Origin of the sequence: Streptomyces sp. H39-S7, from assembly GCF_027158205.1 — a bacterium.
Taxonomy (GTDB): Bacteria; Actinomycetota; Actinomycetes; order Streptomycetales; family Streptomycetaceae; genus Actinacidiphila.
Window position 1 is genome coordinate 1 of sequence record NZ_JAPVLU010000063.1, and the last position, 16787, is coordinate 16787.

11 protein-coding genes and 2 pseudogenes are annotated in these 16787 nt (G+C 70.9%); 2 read left to right on the forward strand and 11 right to left on the reverse strand.

Annotation, left to right across the window (positions count from 1 at the left end; all coding sequences use genetic code 11):
- The 9 genes and pseudogenes from O3X23_RS38090 to O3X23_RS38130 form a co-directional block, all read right to left on the reverse strand.
- Positions 1 to 1982, reverse strand: a 1982-nt coding sequence (locus O3X23_RS38090) for a WD40 repeat domain-containing protein (protein ID WP_443048103.1), incomplete at its 3' end; no start/stop codon positions are given.
- Positions 1907 to 2653 carry an nSTAND1 domain-containing NTPase gene (locus O3X23_RS38095; protein WP_269278030.1) on the reverse strand — a complete coding sequence of 249 codons (747 nt, stop codon included), beginning with the start codon at positions 2651 to 2653 and terminating at the stop codon, positions 1907 to 1909. The genes O3X23_RS38095 and O3X23_RS38090, both read right to left, overlap by 76 nt.
- Positions 2650 to 3057, reverse strand: a complete 408-nt coding sequence (locus O3X23_RS38100) for a hypothetical protein (RefSeq protein WP_269278033.1) — start codon at positions 3055 to 3057, stop codon at positions 2650 to 2652. Before O3X23_RS38100 ends, O3X23_RS38095 begins: the two co-directional genes overlap by 4 nt.
- 217 nt (positions 3058 to 3274) lie before the next feature.
- Positions 3275 to 6568, reverse strand: a complete 3294-nt coding sequence (locus O3X23_RS38105; protein ID WP_269278036.1) for an nSTAND1 domain-containing NTPase — start codon at positions 6566 to 6568, stop codon at positions 3275 to 3277.
- A complete protein-coding gene (locus tag O3X23_RS38110; protein WP_269278039.1) occupies positions 6565 to 6963 on the reverse strand; it encodes a hypothetical protein in 399 nt (132 codons plus the stop codon). Before O3X23_RS38110 ends, O3X23_RS38105 begins: the two co-directional genes overlap by 4 nt.
- Before the next feature lie 83 nt (positions 6964 to 7046).
- On the reverse strand, positions 7047 to 8363 hold the full coding sequence (locus O3X23_RS38115; RefSeq protein WP_269278043.1) for an outer membrane protein assembly factor BamB family protein: 1317 nt from the start codon (positions 8361 to 8363) through the stop codon (positions 7047 to 7049).
- 1227 nt (positions 8364 to 9590) lie between these two features.
- Positions 9591 to 11935 (reverse strand): annotated as a pseudogene (locus O3X23_RS38120) (Helicase associated domain protein).
- A gap of 318 nt (positions 11936 to 12253) precedes the next feature.
- Positions 12254 to 12499: a type II toxin-antitoxin system RelE family toxin gene (locus tag O3X23_RS38125; protein WP_269278046.1), complete on the reverse strand. Its 246-nt coding sequence runs from the start codon at positions 12497 to 12499 to the stop codon at positions 12254 to 12256.
- Positions 12496 to 12762, reverse strand: coding sequence for a type II toxin-antitoxin system Phd/YefM family antitoxin (locus O3X23_RS38130; protein ID WP_269278049.1), 267 nt, complete (start codon positions 12760 to 12762; stop codon positions 12496 to 12498). The genes O3X23_RS38125 and O3X23_RS38130 overlap by 4 nt, the downstream gene beginning before the upstream one ends.
- Before the next feature lie 122 nt (positions 12763 to 12884).
- On the opposite strand from O3X23_RS38130, the gene tap reads away from it, so the two are divergent.
- A complete protein-coding gene (gene tap, locus O3X23_RS38135) occupies positions 12885 to 15116 on the forward strand; it encodes a telomere-associated protein Tap (protein ID WP_269278051.1) in 2232 nt (743 codons plus the stop codon).
- 8 nt (positions 15117 to 15124) lie between these two features.
- Positions 15125 to 15688, forward strand: a complete 564-nt coding sequence (gene tpg, locus O3X23_RS38140) for a telomere-protecting terminal protein Tpg (RefSeq protein WP_269278053.1) — start codon at positions 15125 to 15127, stop codon at positions 15686 to 15688.
- A 278-nt stretch (positions 15689 to 15966) separates the two neighbouring features.
- Here the strand turns inward: tpg and O3X23_RS38145 are convergent.
- Positions 15967 to 16095: pseudogene (locus O3X23_RS38145) on the reverse strand (VOC family protein); the annotation flags it as partial.
- Positions 16096 to 16120: 25 nt separating this feature from the next.
- Entirely contained in the window at positions 16121 to 16339 is a 219-nt protein-coding gene (locus O3X23_RS38150; protein ID WP_269278055.1) for a hypothetical protein, read from the reverse strand.
- Between the last annotated feature and the right edge of the window lie 448 nt (positions 16340 to 16787).

Genomic DNA, 16787 nt, shown 5'->3' on the forward strand with positions numbered 1-16787 from the left:
TTCCAGAACTGCATGCCCGCGTCGACAGCACCGGCCAAGGTCCGGCCGTCCGCGCTGAAGGCCAAGGAGCTGACGCTGCCGGTGTGCTGACCGGCGCCTGCCGGGCTCGGCCGCGCGGGCTCCGACAGGTCCCACAGTCGGACCGTCCCGTTGTCGAAGGCGGCTGCCAGGATCCGGGCGTCGGGGGTGAACGTCAAGGCGACGGGCCGCGCGTCGGCGCCGGGCAACGACCCGAGGGACACCGGGTGGTTCGGCGTGGTGGTGTCGTAGAGCCGCGTCGGCCCGTTCGCCAGGCCCACACACAGGATGCGCCCGTCCGGGCTCAGTGCCAGGGCGCCGAGAATACTGGTGCTGAAGATCAACGGATCGCCCAGGGGCAAGGGGTGGGCCGGATCGGCGACGTCCCACAACCGGACGGTGCTGTCGCCGCGGCCGGAGAGCCCGGCGTACAGCGTCTGGCTGTTCGGGCTGAACTGCAGGTCTTCGAACCCGCCGTGGACGATGATCGGCGTGCCCAGGAGCTTGGGCCCGGCCGGGTCGCGAAGGTCCCACAGCCGAATCTGGCCGGTGGCATCCGCGTCTCCCAGGTCTTCCCCGGCGCTGGCCAGGATGTGTCCGTCCGGGCTGATGGCGACCGACGTGACCGCTCCCACATGGCCCGGGAGGGCGCGGGACAGCGGACGGTTCACATCGTTGATGAGGCGGCTGCGGGCCCCCGGGTCGGAGGGCTTCAGCCGGTACGCGGCCAGGTCGAACTGCGCTGCCAGGGAAGGCCGCCCCGCCCGCAGCTTGTCCGCTGTGGCCTGGACGCTCTGCTGGACGACCGAGTCGCGCTCGCGTTGCGCGAGGGCGCGCTGCTGGCGCGCGGCGGCCTCCTGGGTCCGGGCCACCTCGCGCTGCGCCTGCGCCGTCGACCGCTGGTCGAATGCGACCGCCGCGGTGCCGGACGCGATCAACAGCAGGACGGACAGGACGACGACCACGCCGCGCCGCCGGCGCACGGCGCGTTGCGCCTGGTGCTGCGAGGCGGTGAGGAAGGCCGTCACCGACGGCCCGGTGGGGCTGCCCTGCGCCGCTGTCCACTGGTGGGCGGCTTCCAGCCGGCTGCCCCGGTAGAGCCGGTCACGGTCGGCGCCGGATTGCTCCCATGCCCCGGCCGCCTCCTCCAGTTCCTGGCGTACGAGCCGGCCCGCCCGGTCGCCGTCGATCCAGCCGCGCAGCCGGGGCCATGCATCGAGCAGCGCCTCGTGCGTGATCTCCACGGTGCCGTTGCCGCGGGTCAGCAGCCGGCCCCGGGTGAAGACATCGACGACTGCGGAGAAAGTGTCGACGTCCTCGTCTCCGCCGAGGAGTTCACCGGGACTCAGCCGTCGGCGGGTGTCGTCCACGCCGTTCCCGACCCTGACCAGGCGGAGGAACACCGCCCGCGCGATCTCCTGGCCCACCGGGTCGAGGCCGACGAACAGGCGCTCGGCCGTATTCGCCACCGCACGGTGAATGCCGCCCGTAGCCCGGTAGCCCTCAACGGTCAGCGTGCTGCCGTGGCGTTGCTGCCAGGTGGCCCGTAGCGCGTGTGCCAGCAGGGGCAGCCGGCCCGCCGCCTGCCCGTGGGCGCCGGCCGCACCGGCGCCCACGGGGCCTGTCCCTCCCGGAGGGAGGGTGCCGAGGTCGCGCAGCAGGAGTTCGACCAGGCCTGGTTCGACCGTCAGACCGGCCGACTCGGCCGGATGCAGGACGGCCTCGCGGGCACCGGTCTCCGACAGGGGGCCGACCAGCACCTGGCCCGATTGCAGGACGGAGCGCAGCTGGGGCCGGCCGGCGCACTGGGTGTAGAAGTCCGATCTGATGCCGTACACGACGAGCGCGAGCGGAGCCGCGCCGTCGGATCGGGGTTCCGCCAGACCGGTCACGAGGTCGAGGAACGCCTGTCGTTCCGCCTCGTCCGTGCACAGCGTGAAGAGTTCTTCGAACTGGTCGACCACCAGTACCAGTCGTACGCCGGAGCCCGGTTCATCCGTGGCGCCCGCACGGTCCGCGCCGCGTCCGTCCAGGGCCCTGCCCACCAGGGCGATGAGGGACGCCGGGCGGTCAGGGCCGCGACCGGATGGGCGGTGGGGGTCAGCAGGACCCGGGGCCACCGTGCCGACCCGGCCGCCGGCAGCGCCCCTCGGGCGATCGCGGGCAGGAGGCCGGCCCGGAGCAGCGAGGACTTGCCGGCTCCCGAGGGGGCGACCACGGCGATCGGGCCGCCGACCTGGAGCCGCTCGTCGAGGCCGACGAGCAGCTCGGCGGTGAGGGAGTCGCGCCCGAAGAACCAATGCGCCCGGTCCTCATCGAAGGCGGCCAGGCCGGGATAAGGGCACTCGTGTGCCTCCGCCTGCCGTCCCGCCTCGGTGCGGCGCGCCGCGCGGACCCCGTCCCGGTAGTGCAGGTGCAGGTCGCGCTCGGCGTAGTACAGGTCCCGGCGCGCCTGGACAACGCGTCCCTGCTCAGTGGCCTCAGCACGGAGCACGGGCTCGCCTGCCGGGGCCGGCTCGTCCGGGTCGCGCGCGTGATGCGCGTCGTCCGGGCCAAGCCGACCGTCGGCGGCGTCTGAGCCCTCCGGGTCCTGCGCGCCTTCCGAGTCCGCCTGGCCGTTCGTGGCCGGGGTCACTGGTCGTTGATGTGCAGGTCACGGCCTGCCTGGTAGATGCGGGCGTCGCCCGAAGCGGTCGCGCGCTGCACCAGGGAGCCGACCGCGGAGGCTTCCTCGGGCGGCAGGACCGGCGTGAGCTGCTCGTCGAGCAGCGACCGGAGGTCGGCCGGGCGGATCACTCCGGCCGCTACCAGCTGCTGGAGGCGCAGCTGCCAGGCGCCTATCAGAGCCCGCTCGACGTCCCGGTCCCCAGCCACCCGGGCCGCGAGCACCTGGGGTCGGGCCGCCGCCAGGTCACTGCCGACCGCGTCGGCCTGGTCCCCGCTGACCCGCCGCCACCACGCGACGGTGCCCTCCCGTGCCTGCTGCCACGCGTCCGTGGCCATCGCGCCCACCAGCGCCGTCCCTGCGGCTAACACCATCGGATCCACAACACACCCTTCAACGAAGTGAGTTCGAGCATTTCACAGTAGCCATCCGGTGCTCCGGGACAGGGGAGCCTGCAAGGGGCTGCGGCGCTCCGGCCGGGTCCACCACAGGTGAACGCAACCAGGACAACGGTCAAGCTGCCAACGGGACCAGCATCAGCGCCGCGGGCGCCGACTTCATGGTCGGTGCCCAGGGTCTGTTCGCCGTGGTTCATTGGCGGGACGGTGCGGATACCTGGGGCGGCAAACCGGTGCCGCCTGAGTTGGGGCACGGTGGGGCGTACGGGAGCTGGGGGATGAAGCGGCTCCACTGCTGGGGGCCGAGAGCGCCGGTGCTGCCGGCACAGATGCGTCGGATCGCCTCGTCGACGGTCAGGCCCCAGACGCCGACGACACCATCGTCACTCGTGACAGCGAGGGTGTGCCCGTCCGGAGCGAACGTCACGGTGTGGACGGGACCGGTGCTCAGAGTCAGTGGCTGGCCGAGGGGAGCGGGGCGGTCCGGGTCGGTCATGTCCCACCGGCTCACGGTGCCGTTGCTGCTCATGCCACCGACTGCGAGGGTGCGCCCGTCGGGGCTGAACGCCACGGAGGTGACGGGGCCGGCCGCCACCGCCAGGGGTTTGCCCCGGGATACGGGGTGGTGCGGGTCGGTCATGTTCCACAGGGTCACCGTGCCCGTGCTGTTGCCGACAGCCAGCGTGTGCCCATCGGGGCTGAACGTCAGCGCGGCGGAGGTGCCGTCAGGTTGGCCGAGGGGTCGGCCGAGGCGCACGAGCCGGCTGTCGGACACCCGCCACACGCCAACCTTGCCGTTGCTCACGTCACCGCCGACGGCCAGCGTCCGGCTATCAGCGGCGAACGCCAAGGACCAAACGGAGCGAGTGTCGGCGTCGATGCCGGATGCCATCGGTTGGGGCGCGCCCGGCTTGGTCACGTCCCACAGCTGGATGGTGCCGGAGCGATCGTCACCGGCCGCGGCGAGCGTGCGTCCGTCCGGGCTGAACGCCATCGCGTGGACGGGTCCGCGGGGTCCGGTCAGCGGTTGCCCGAGGGGGACCGGGTGGCCGGGTTCGGCCGTGTTCCACAGGGCCACCGTGCCGTCCCGGCCGCCTACGGCGAGCGTGTGCCCGTCAGGGCCGAACCTCACCGAGAGGACCGAGCCGCCGGGGCCGGTCATGGGTGGTCCGAGGGGTGTCGGACGGTTGCGGTCGGTGGTGCTCCACAAGCTGACCGTTCCGTTCTGGTTGCCCGCGGCCAAGGTGCGCCCGTCGGGGCTGAACGCCACCGAAGTGACGGAGGTGAGATCGGTGCTCACCGGTCTGCCCAGCGCTGAGGGGTGTTCCGGGTCGGTCACGTTCCACAGGTCGACGAAGCCGCCCCCGGCCCAGCTGTCTCTGCGGTGGTCGCCGGTGTGCCCGGCCACGGCCAGCGTGCGTCCGTCCGGACTGAACGCCACCGACAGCACGGAGTCCACGGCGCTGTCCATGGGCAGCCGGGGAACCAGGGTACGGGGGCGGACGGGGTCCCGAACGTCCCACAACCGCACGGTGTTCTCGTAGACGGTCCCGGTCGCCAGCGTGTTCCCATCAGGGCTGTAGGCCACCGTGTGGAGCGATGCAGTGGTACCGGGAAGCTTGGTGGCCAGCGGTGTGTTCTGCGTGCTCAGCAGGCGTGAGGCCGCGTCGGCATCCGGCGCCATGCGGTAGGCGACGAGGCTGAGCTGAGCTGCTAGCGAGGGATCGGCGGGCGCCAGCCGCAGGGCCTCGGCGGTGACCTGTGCGGTGATCGCCTGATCGCGTTCGCGCAGGGCCTCCGCGGCGGAGGCCCTGGCGCGGGCGTCCTGCTGGAGCGCGAAGCCGGCCGTCAGGGACGCGATGAGGGTCAGGGCCGTCAGAACGGTCCATGTGGCGCGACGCCGGACGCGGCGGCGTCGGTCCCGTTGACCGGAGGCGCCGAGGAACGCCCGCATGGCATCGGTGACCTCGTTCTCACGGCGCGAGGCCCAGTCCCTGGCCGCCTCCAGGCGGTTGCCGCGGTGCAACAGGCCAGGATCCCGCTCGCCCCGGGTCCACGCGGCGGCGGCCTCCTCCAGGTCTTGGCGGACGAGGTGGCCGGCCCGGTCCTGTTCGATCCACCCGTGCAGGATGGGCCAGGCGCGCATCAGTGCCTCATGGGTGATGGCCACGGAGTTGCGGTCGCCAGTGAGGAGCCTGCCCCGGGTGAACTCGCTGACGACCTGCGCGGCCAGGTCGGGCCTGACCGAGGCGCGGAGCAGCTCGTCGTACGGAACGTGGCGGCGTGCGTCGTCGGCATCGCGGCCCACGACGACCAGCCGCATGAACACCGACCGGGTCACTTCCGGAACGTCACGAACCTCGGGTGGCAGCTTCTGGAAGATCCCGTCAGCCGTGTTGGCGATGGCTTTGTGGATCCCGCCGGTGGTGCGGTACCCGTCCACGGTCAGGAGATTGCCGCTGCGCATGGCGTGCGTGGCCCGCAGGGCATGCGCGAGCAACGGCAGTCTGCCCGCGTACGTTCCCGTGGCCCGTTCCCCGTTTGGCCCGGCGGCCGGCCCCGCGGAGCCCAGATCGGCGAGCAGCAGTTCGACCAGACCGTCCTCGATCTCCAGCCCCACGTCCCGGGCGGGAGCAAGAATCGCCTGCCTGAGCTCGGCCTCGGTCATCGGGTCCAGCAGCACCGGCTCGGCTCGGAGGGCTTCGCGCAGTTGTGGGCGGTCCACGCAGGCCGTGTAGAAATCCGCCCGGACTCCCAGCACCACGAGGACCGAGGGTGCCTGTGCCCGGGGGCTCGCCGGCCGGGCCAGCCGGTCCAGCAGGTCAATGAACCACTCCCGCTCGGACTCCTCGGTGCAGAGGGTGAACACCTCCTCGAACTGGTCGACCACCACGACCAGGCCCGGCGGCCGATGTCCGCCTTCCGCTCCGCCGCCCTCCCCGACCGCCAGTTGGTGCAGGTCGGTGAGGCACTGCCCGGGATCAGCGCGCCAGGCCGCCGCTGTTTCCGGCGCGTTCACGAAACCGGCGGTCTCGGCCAGGGCCACGGCGGGATGCTCCGTGGGCGTCAGGAGGAGGCGGGGCCAGTGCCGCGAGCCCTCGGCCGGCACCCTGCCCTGCTGCAGGGCGGGCAGCACTCCGGCCGCCAGCAGCGAGGACTTGCCGGCCCCCGACGGGCCGATCAGCACCAGGGGACCACCGTTGCGCACACGGGCGTCCAGCCGCTGGCACACGAGGTGGACCACCGCGTCCCGGCCGTGGAACCACCGCTCCTGTCCCGCCTCGAAGGGCTCCAGGCCGGGGTACGGACACGCGATGTCGTCTCCCGGGCCGACCGTGCGACGGATCCCGTCCGGATGGCGGATCGTGATGTTGCCGCCGGCCATATACGCGTCGCCGTGGTGGACATGGGCTTCCTGATGTACCGACGGAAGAGCCGGGGCGGGTCGTGAGGCGTCGTATCCGGGGGCGGTGCCCTCCTCCGTCATTCCCGGTCCTTGGTGATCGAGATGTCGCGCCCGGCCTGGTAGGCATCTCCATCGGTGACGTGCGCCTCCTGGTGCAAGGAGCCGACCGCCTGGCCTTCCGCTGTGCCGGTGTCACGGAGGAGTCTGCGCATCTCGTCGGCGAGGTCGGGGTGGGTGGCCAGTAGCCGGGCGAGCCGGGCCTGCCACTCGGCCACCAAGAGCGTCCGGACCGCTGGGCCCCTGTCCGAGGCCTCGGCCTGGAGCAGGTCACCGCGTCCCTCGGTGAGCTCGGCCTCCACCCGCTCCGGGTGCCCTCGCCGCCACAGCGAAGCCACGGCGGTTCTGGCGTCGGTCCAGCTGTCCGTGGTGAGAAGGTCGATCAACCGTGCGGCGGCGGCGGATGCCAGCACGGTCACGTCAAAGCCGGGCTCCATGTGCTTCCCTCTGCGGATCGCTCATCAGTTTCCTGCCGTTGCCAGTACGAGGTCTGGCAGTTCGGTCATCCGTGGGCGGAGATCGCGGTCATGGTCAGGTTCGACGAGATCCAGGCCCGATCACCGCCGACGGTCCACGTGAACCCGACGTCCGGCTGTCCGGGATCGGTGTACTTCCACCGGGCCTTGCCCGTCGCCGCGTCGATTGCCCACAGGGTCTTGGTGGAGTCGGTGGCGAAGACGGTGTCGGCTGAGCACAACGCGCCCGGGCCGCCCAGTCCCAGGCCGCTGCTGGCCGTGAACGTGACGTGCTCCGGCAGCACCGCCATCCATTTCACGCTGCCGTCCGCGGCGTTCAGGGCGACCAGGTCCTGTCCTACAGGGATGTAGACCGTCTTGCCGTCCGTACTGGGGATCGGAGTGCCGAATCGGACGTCGGGCTGGTCCGGCCCCGCCGCCAGGTGCCACTTCTCCTCGCCGGTGGCCTGGTCGACGGCGACGACCTTCTCCCGTCCGCAGATGAACAGCCCGTCTGCGTAGCTGGTCAGCGGCAGGCCCGCCTGGCCGTAGTGGGCGAGGGGGACAGACTTCTTCCAACCCCGGGTGCCCTTTCCGGGGTCGATCATCAGGACCTGGCTGGTCTTCTCCCGCACCTTCCCGGATCCGGCCAGCAGATAGCGGCCCGACGGGGGAACGAGCACGTTGTTGATGTCACTGCCCTTGGTCTGCCACTGTTCCTTTCCCGTGGCGATGTCGAAGGCCCGGATGTAGCCGATCATGTCGGACTCCAGCGAGCCGGCGTAACTCCCGCCCACGTAGACCTTGCCTCCGCCGACACCCACATAAGCGGGAACATTGCGGATGTCGCCCGCGGAGTCCTCCACGGACACGACCCATTTGGTCTTCCCCGTGGCGGCGTCGACCGCCCCCAGCGTTCGCACGCTTCCCTTCTGCGCCACGCCCGCGATGTAGAACACGCCGTCGGCGAACGCGGTGAGGGCACGGAAGCTCGAACTCAGGTTGCCGACCTTCAGGGGGGTGAACACCGGCTTGCCGGCCGAGTCCAGGAAGCTCGTCGACTTCTCGGTGACGAGTGCGACCACCTTGTCGGAGGCCACCAGCGCCGTGGGCACCGAGTCCACGGTGACCGACCACGCCGGGGTCGCGTCCGGGGCGGAGAGAGGAAGCGGGCGCGGTTCCGACGAAGAGGGCGACCCGGAGCCCTGGGTCGGGCCGGCGGAGGGGATGGCGGAGGGAATGGCGGAGGCGTTGGAGGAAGGCAGGGACGCCGGCAACGGCTCGGGGGACGATCCGCCGGACCGGGCGACCGCGACGGCGACACCGCCGAGGACGAGGGCTCCGCCCGCCAGACCGACGAGCATGTTCCTCCGGCTGATCCCGGCTCCCTCCACAGGCAGAGAGGGTGTCGCCGGGGGATGGCTCGGTCGGGGCGGAGCCGCCGGGGGATGGCCCGGCCGGGGCGGCACAGCGGAGGGTGCTGGGCCCCTTTGGGCGGCCACCGCCGCCACCTCGTCCACGAGTGCGGGCGGCAACCAGTCGCCGGTAGGCAGCGGAGCTCCGGTGCGGGCCAGCTGATCCATCAACTCTGGCACCAGCGGTCGGGCTTGAGGATCGACGGCCAGGCAGTGACCAGCGATGGTCCGAAGCGAGGCCGGCACGGCCGAGACTTCGTCATCGGCGGCACCCGGGCCGGATGAGTCCCGCCCGGACGCCGCGAACACCAGTGCCGCACCAAAGGCGGAAACGTCGTCGGCCGGGGTTCCCGGCCGGGGAATCACCCAGGCAATCATGCACGGCCTCTCCCGCGCCAGAACGACGTTGTCCGGCCGCAGGGCGCCGTGCGCCAGCCCCACAGCGTGAACGGCAGCCAGCGCTTCCGCGATCCCCGCAGCCAGCACCCGGAGGGTCTGCTCCTGCAAGGGGCCGTGCGACGCCACGGCCTGGCCGAGGGTCAATCCAGCGGGTAGCGAGGTGGCCACCCATGGCGCGGACCCCTCCGGGTCGGCGTCCACCACCGGGGCGACATGACCCCCTGCCACTGTGCGCGCGGTCATCACCGCGGCCCCGAACCGAGCCCGGAATCCAGGATCACCGGCCAGATCGGCGTGCACCACCTCAACCGCAACGGTCGCCCCCGCTGGTGACCGCCCTACGTACACCGAACCCGTGCCGTCCCTCCCGAGACGGCCAAGAATCACATAGGGCCCGACTCGTTCCGGATCCCCCGCGCCTAGACGTTCCAACGCCCTGCCCCCCGATCGGTCACACAAGGCAGCGAATCTTGCCAGCTACCTCCGGCTCCGTCGACGGTCATTCAAGCCACACATGGCCCAACTCCGCTCTCTCGTATACGTGTTCCCTCGACGAGGGCGGCCGGAGGGGGTCACGATCGCGAGACGGAGGGGGCTGGCCAATGGATGAGTCTTGCCAGAAAGGAAATGCTCGCAACGCCACCGGGCTGAAGGGACAGATGCGAACAGCGGGTTCACGATCTCGGATCGACAGCAGGAGGACCCGGACGAAGGGGGCGCAGGGCCTCGCCGCGCACCGGCATTTGGGATCGGCTCAGCCGGCGTCCGGTGCGGGTATCACGCCCAGTCCATTCCGAGCTGCGCGAGTGCGGTGCGTTGTGGGTCGGTGAGTTTGTCCCGGCGGCTCTTGGTGTTGGAATTCCATACGCCGAGTCTCACGGTGACGGGTTCGATCTCGCCGTCGACCGCGATCTCTTCCACGTGTGCACGGGGTACGGGCCGGTCTGCGCCTTCCCGTTCCACCCACTGCGCGAGGGCTGCCAGGCCTCGTGGGAACGCCTGCTGCGCCTTGGACGGACTTCCGGCCGCACTCGTGGGCGGGGCTGCAGCGGGCCGCTGGGCGGGCTCCACACCCAGCGCGGTGAGCCGTTCCCGCTGTTCGCCGGAGAGCTGCGCCCAGTCGCGTCGCTGCCGTGCGATCCAGCGTCCGAGGTCGTCACCCTCGACCATCACGCCGGGTTCGAGTTCGGGGAGCCGACCGTCGGCCTCGTCGGTGGCGAGGTCACGCAGGACGGCGTAGTGGCGTTGCCAGTCCAGGGGCCACGGGCAGTTCCAGTCCGGGTCGACGGCGGTCAGCTGTGCGGCACGGTCCGCCGCTCGCCGTGGGTCCTTGCCGAGGCCGTCCTTGCGGCGGAGGTTGGCGAGGAGCTGTCCGATCGGCAACTGCTCGGTGTCGGCCTCACCCCACACCGCGTCCTGCCGCGGCGCCAGGTGTCCGTGGAGGCGGTGGAAGGAGCGGAGTGCGGCGAGTTTGGTCTCCCATGCCTCATCGCCCGGTTCCCACACCATCCCTTCCGTGTTGAGCTGTTCCTCGCGGTGGTCTTCGAGTTCTCCGGCCCGCAGCGCCTTTCGCTGCTGGTGGACCCACCGCCCCAGCGGGAACGCCTGGGTCGCCCCGACCTCGACCTCGACGTCGTAGGGCACGGCGAACAGGCCGGTGTGGTGGTGGATGCGGCGCCAGCGCCGTAGAGCTTGGAACCCTTCGAGCCAGACGAGGGATTCGGGCCGGTAGACCCGGGTGCGCATGGACGCCGCGACCTTCGGAGACGAGAAGTGCAGCAGCGCCGACTCGACGGCACCGTCGGTGTCGCCCTGCTCCTTCTTCCTGCCCTCGCCCTCGTCCTCAGCGCCATCTCCGACGATGCGGCCGTCCTGGTCCCGCTTGAGGTGCACCTTGCGTTCGTGCGGAACGCCCGGTGCACCCGGCGCCCGGTGGCGTCGATGCCGTTGGCGAACTGCCGGATCACTTCCCGACGCTCGGACACGAGGTGGTCGCCGCACAGCCACGCGGACCACACCCGGTCCGGGGGTACGTGGCGACCGGCTTCCAGCTCGTAGAATTCCGCGTCGATCGCCGACCTCGGCAGCGTCTTTTCCGCCTTGGCCAGGTCGGCGTCGGATGCCTCGGTGGCGTGCAGCACCGCGGCGGTGTCCGGGAGCTTGGCCGCGAACGCGGCGGCCTCTTCCACCCGCTGGTGGAAGGTCATGACGGTGCGCAGGTTCCACCGTGCCGCGTGCTCCAGCAGCGCGGTCTGCAGCAGGGCCAGACGCCGGCCGCGCAGTGCCTCCTCCGACAGGCCCAGGGTGGGGGAGGGGTCGCGGATCTCGAGGACGTCGATTTCGAATCCGGCGAGAATGTCCCGCTCGATCGCCTCGCTCAGCCCCAGTTCGGCGAGCCACGGCCCGAACGTCTCCGAGTCCTGGCCCATCGACGCGATCTCCACCTCGTGGCCGTCCGTGCCCTTCTGCGGTCGGGGCGAGGCAAGGATGCGGGGGGTTGCGGTCATGTAGAGGCGGAAGTCGGCGGGGATGCGGGCGTTGTCGTGGACGGCTGCCCACGGACGACCAAGATCGCCTGTGGTTCCGTGAGCCTCGTCCAGGATGGCGAGATCGAAAGGCGCCATGACCTGGCCGTACAGCCGGTCCCCACCCGCCAGGGCTGCCTCCAGCGGCCCGCGAACCTTCTGCTGCCCGGCGGGGGCGTCAGTGTCCTCGCGGTCCACCAGCGAGGCGTAGGTGGCGAGCACGATGACCGGCCCGGTCCCGGCCCACAGGGCGAGCTGGATGGGATTGGTGGTGGTGCGCACGCCCAGCTCCGTCAGGAGCGCATCGTTGTCCATCGAGCACACCGCGACGATCGGCGCCCGGTGACCAACCATGCGCCACGCCTGCGCGGTCTGCGCGAGCAGGTCCAGGGACGGCACCGTGACCAGGATCCGGCCGCCCGGGAAGCACTCCAACGCGCACGCGGCGGCGGTGATCGTTTTCCCGGATCCGGTCGCGGACACGAGCGTGCTCCGGGCTCCCCGCTTCGGAACAGTCGATCGTGCGGGGAATCCGACCCATTTACGGAACTTCGCCTTGTGGTCGACCTGGTGTTCTTTGAGGGTGATCCTGTTCATCGTCCATCGCTCTCACTGGTGCCGTAAAGCCAGGCTTCCTGAAGCCTTTCGAATGGTGTGCCAGATTCGCATTTCCTGCCCCAGACCCCTCGAGTCACATCGGGGCGTGCTCGATGCGCTCGTCCACCTGCTCCTGGCAGCGATGGAACCTCTCCGCCTTCAACTCCATGGCCGCATAAGCGGCGTTGTACGGGTCGGCCCCCAGTTGTGTGCATCCCCGCCGCGCAAGCGGGGCCTCCCGACTACCAGGGCGCCGGTTGTCGGACCCCGGCGACGGGAGGGGCGCTCTCGCCGATGATGCCGACTCCTCGCCGTCGTTCACCGCAGGCGTCCGAGGTGGATGACGCTGACGCGGACCTGACTGCCGCTGACCTCGTACAGCACCCGATAGGAACCGACATGGATACGCAGGACGTCGGTGCTGCCGAAGGGGTCCTCGACCCGGGGGTTGCCGGCGAGGCGGGCGACGGCGGTGAAGACCTGCCGCACTCCATCGGGATCGTCCGTGGCGAACCGCCCCGCCGGGGCGAGGGCCTCGGACTCCCAGATGACCTCGTAGCTCACGCCTCATCCCCGCCGAACACCCGGCGGTACGCCTCGTCATGCGGGACACCGACGCTCTCGCCGCGGGCCTGGCGGGCCCGGTGGGCGGCCAACGCCCGCAGCTCCTGCAGCTCCAACACATCGGCGGGACTCACCAGTATCGCGATGATCTGTCCGTGGTCGGTGATAGCGGCCGGTTCACGCGTCGCGCTGACCTCGCGAGCGATGGCACCCAGCCGGGCACGGGCCTCCACGATGGAGTAGGTGATGCTCGGCGACGTCATGCACACCAGCTTACAAAAGTGTGCACATCAATGTCGTTGAACGCCATTCGTACGCTAAACGTACGGCATAAGTACGTAAGAAGTGGGATTCATGGGATAGGGTGCGGGCCAGGAGGTGCTCCATGTCCGAGCTGTTCGACGCTATCGACGCGCTGGTCGCGTCCGCGTCCCCGCTTCCGCCACCGGCGGAGCGCAGGCGGCTGCGTGCCGCGCACGGCCTGACGCTGGACCAGGTGGCCGGCGCCCTCAAAGTGCGGCGGGCGACCGTCAGCGGCTGGGAGTTGGGCAAGACCGAACCAAGGCCCCCGGAACGCGAGGCCTACGCGAGGCTGCTCCGTCAGCTCGCGGAGCTCTACCCCGCCGACCCGGCCGCTCCCACCCAGGACGCTGCAGCCCCGGCCACGCTCACCCCCGCGCCCGCCCCGGCGACAACGCCGACGCCGGCCACCGACCGGGCCCCCGCAACCGCGGCCCCGCCCGCGCCTGAGAACACCCGCACCTCTGCGCCTCCCGTCGCCCCGGCCCCGGCTGCGGAACCCCGCCCGACGCCCACCGCCAGGCCGTCGACGACGCCGCGCCAGCCCGCCGCGAAGACGGCCACGGCCGAGCCTGCCGCCGATCCGCGCTTCGAAAACGGCCCCCTCGCGGTCGTCGACGCCGACGCCGACGGCCAGGTGCTCGCGTACTGCGTCGGCGGCCTGGTCCTGGACGTGCCCGCCAAATCCATCCCGGCCCTGGTGGACTGGACCCTGGCGGAGGCGAAGCTCGGGGCACCGAAACTGTCCGGCCCGGGCAAGCCGGCCGACCCGCTGATCGTGCTCACCGAGGCCGCGTGCGAGCGCTACGGCCTGCCCACCGCTCTCACACAGGAGGAGCGGTTGTCGGGGCGCATCCCGGAGGGCCACAAGGTCATCAAGCAACTGGTGCGCGCGCAGTGGCAACTGACGAAGCGCGGGTTCGGGCCGTGGGCGCGGATCTACCGCCCGGCCCAGGTCGCGGGCCGCCAGTGCGTCCAGCTGTGCCTCCCGTCCTGGGGCGCCCTGGACTCCAGGCACTGGGACACCGCAGCCCAACTGCCGCCGGCGGAACTCGCCCGGGTGCTGGGCGCGTACGCGTTGCGGGTGATGACGCCGCGCGGCTCCACCGCCGTGACCGGCCTGGAGCTGATGACCGCACTGCACCCGCCGACCTACGCGGTGCGTGATGAGGCGACCGGCGTCCTGCGGCAGGCCGACGACAAGAACCCCGGCTCGCTCGGCAAGGACCCGGTGGACTGCGCGCCGTGCGAGGCCCCGGACGGGCACCCGCTGCTCAAGGACGTGCCGCGCTTCCACCTGCGGGGACCTGCGGAGAAGATTTTCGAGGAGGCGTTCGACTGGGCGCGGCCGATGACGGACGTGGAATGCACCCGCTCGCACCTGGTGGGTCTGGACGTGAACATGGCGTTCGCCGCCGGAGCCAACGGGCTGATCGTCGGCCTGGGCGCGCCGACGCACGTCAACAGCCCGGTGTTCGACCCGAAGCTGCCCGGCTCCTGGCTGGTCGACCTCTCCCACGTCGACCTGTCGCGGGTGAAGGCCGGCAAGGAGTGGGTGGATCTGGACGGCAGCCTGCTGCCGAGCCCGTTCACGCCCAAGGGCGAACGCCCGGAGGGTCCTGCCTGGTATGCGACGCCGACGGTGGCCTACGCGGTGGAGCTCGGCTACGACGTCGCGCCCAGCGAGGCGTACGTCCGGTACGAGAGTGGGCGCTACCTGGACGGTTGGTACAACCGGCTGCGGGACGCCTACCTGGCCACGATGGCGGACTTCGGGGTCGACGCGAATCTGTCCCCGACCGACTTCCTGGCGGCAATGGACGGCTACAAGAGCCGTGACCCGGAGCTGGCGATCGTGCTGACCGCCATCAAGGCCACGGTCAAGGGCGGTATCGGCAAACTGCGCGAGCGGCCGCGGGGCGAGGGCTGGCGCTCGGGGGAGCCGTGGCGGGCGCTGTCCCGCCCGACCTGGCGGCCGGACATCCGCGCCGCGGTCATCGCCCGCACCCGCATCAACCTGCACCGCAAGGTCGTCAAGCACGCCGCGTTCACCGGCCAGTACCCGGTCGCCATCAACTCCGACTGCGTCGTGTACGCGGCCGACGGCCCCAGCGCGCTGGACGTCGTGCCGTACCGGGACGGCAACCCGATCCCGGGCGGCTTCAAGCTCGGCGTCAACCCCGGCCTGGTCAAGCACGAGGGCACGCAGAGCACGCTGTGGGGCGAGGAGGTCCGGGAGCAGTACGACGCCCCTGAGCTCAACCTCGCCCGGTACATCAAGGACGGCACCGTCACCGACAAAGACACCGGGGAGTAGGAAGCGCGATGCCCAAGGAGTTCGGGGACGGCCTGAACCAGGCAGTACAAAAGGCCTTCACCCGCCCGGCGCCGAAGTCCCCCGGCGCGCGAATGCGCTACCTGGTCAAGCAACTGGGGGGCACCAAGGCGGTCGCCCAGATGCTGCGGATCTCTCAGCGCACCGTGGAACGGTATGTGAAGGAGCAGATCAAAAAGCCCCGAGCGGACCTCGCCGCGCGCCTGGAGCGCGAGGTCAAGGCGAGGTGGCAGCCACAGGTCCGGGCCAAGGCCAGACAGAAGGCGGCCACGACCGGCGGCATCGTCATCGACGTGCACGCCCGCCTCGGGTACGCCGGGGCACCGACGGATACGACCGATGAGGACCGCATCCGCCACCTCAGCATTGCCCTCCCCCCGCAGCACGCGGCCCGCCTTTTCAACGCCCAGCAGCAGGGCGCCGGCGAGGACCAACTGCGCGAGCTCACCGCCCAAGCCCTCAAGGAGGTCTACTTCCAAGACGGCGGTCGGCGCGCCGGCTCCCTGCAAGAAGTGGAGATCAACGACGTGCTGAATCTGGAGTTCGAGCTGTAGGCAGGCCGGGCCGCTGCAGACGGAGCCGCCGGCCCCGCCGGAGCCGACGACCAGTACGTGGTGGGCCGCGCCGGAGGGCCCCGACGCCCTGGTGCGCCCTGCCTGCATGCAGGAGGTCCGCCAACCTTGCCAGGAGACAACCACGGCCTGCCCAAGCCGGATGGGAGCCGTCGGGCGGTTCGGAACCTCGATGATCGCGTTCGGCCGCAGGGGCCGGTTCCTCCTTTTCAGCCGAGTTGCTCGGTCAGTCCGACGATGATGCCTTCCGGGCCGCGGAGTTAGCACAGCAGGTAGCTGTCCTCGAACCGGGCGATCTCGCCGATGAGTTCGGCGCTGTGAGGGCGCAGGCGGGCGACGGTGTCCTTGATGTCGTCGACGGCGAACATGAGGCGGTGCGTGCCCAGAATTGTAGTGCCACATGGGGAGGCACCGTCAGTTGGCGGGCGGGGTCCAGTCGGCGGGCGGACCGGACTGCTGGAGGACGGTGGCGAGGCTGTAATGGTCCTGGTCGGAGGTGATCCGGCAGCGGTTCCTGTCGAGGTCGAGGAGCGTGGCCATTGGTACGGCGAAGGGATTGGGCGCGCCCTTGAGGTGGCCGGAGTAGACGGCCGTGACGGTGATGCGGGCTCCGTCGCGGTGGGTTGCGCGCACGGTGACGTGGACGTTGTCGATGGGGCTGTCGGCGCGCGCCTTCCATCCGGCGATTTCCCGGGGGCCGTGGAACGGTGGCCCGGATGAGTGGTGGAGCCAATCCCGGCTTCGGGAACCTGTCCGTAGGACTGCCAGGGATGATGGCCTCAGCTTGTGCTTGACGGTCCGGTCGGTGGCGGCAGAGCTGAAGAGCGACTCAGTTGGTGGTCGAGTTCGGCGATGACTTTGCGTAGCTCTCGGGCACCGCGCGGGGACATGGCCTGGACCACGGTCTCAAGGCTGGCACGGGCTTGGAGCGGGTTGCCACAGCAGTAGTCGTGCACGTCACCGTGCTCGTAGTGGTGCCACAACTTGCGCGCTGACTGGCGTACATGCTCTTTCCACAGGTGCATGGCCCAGGTGACTTCGCCCGGCTCAAGGTAGTTCCGGGTTCGCTCAAGGCATGCGA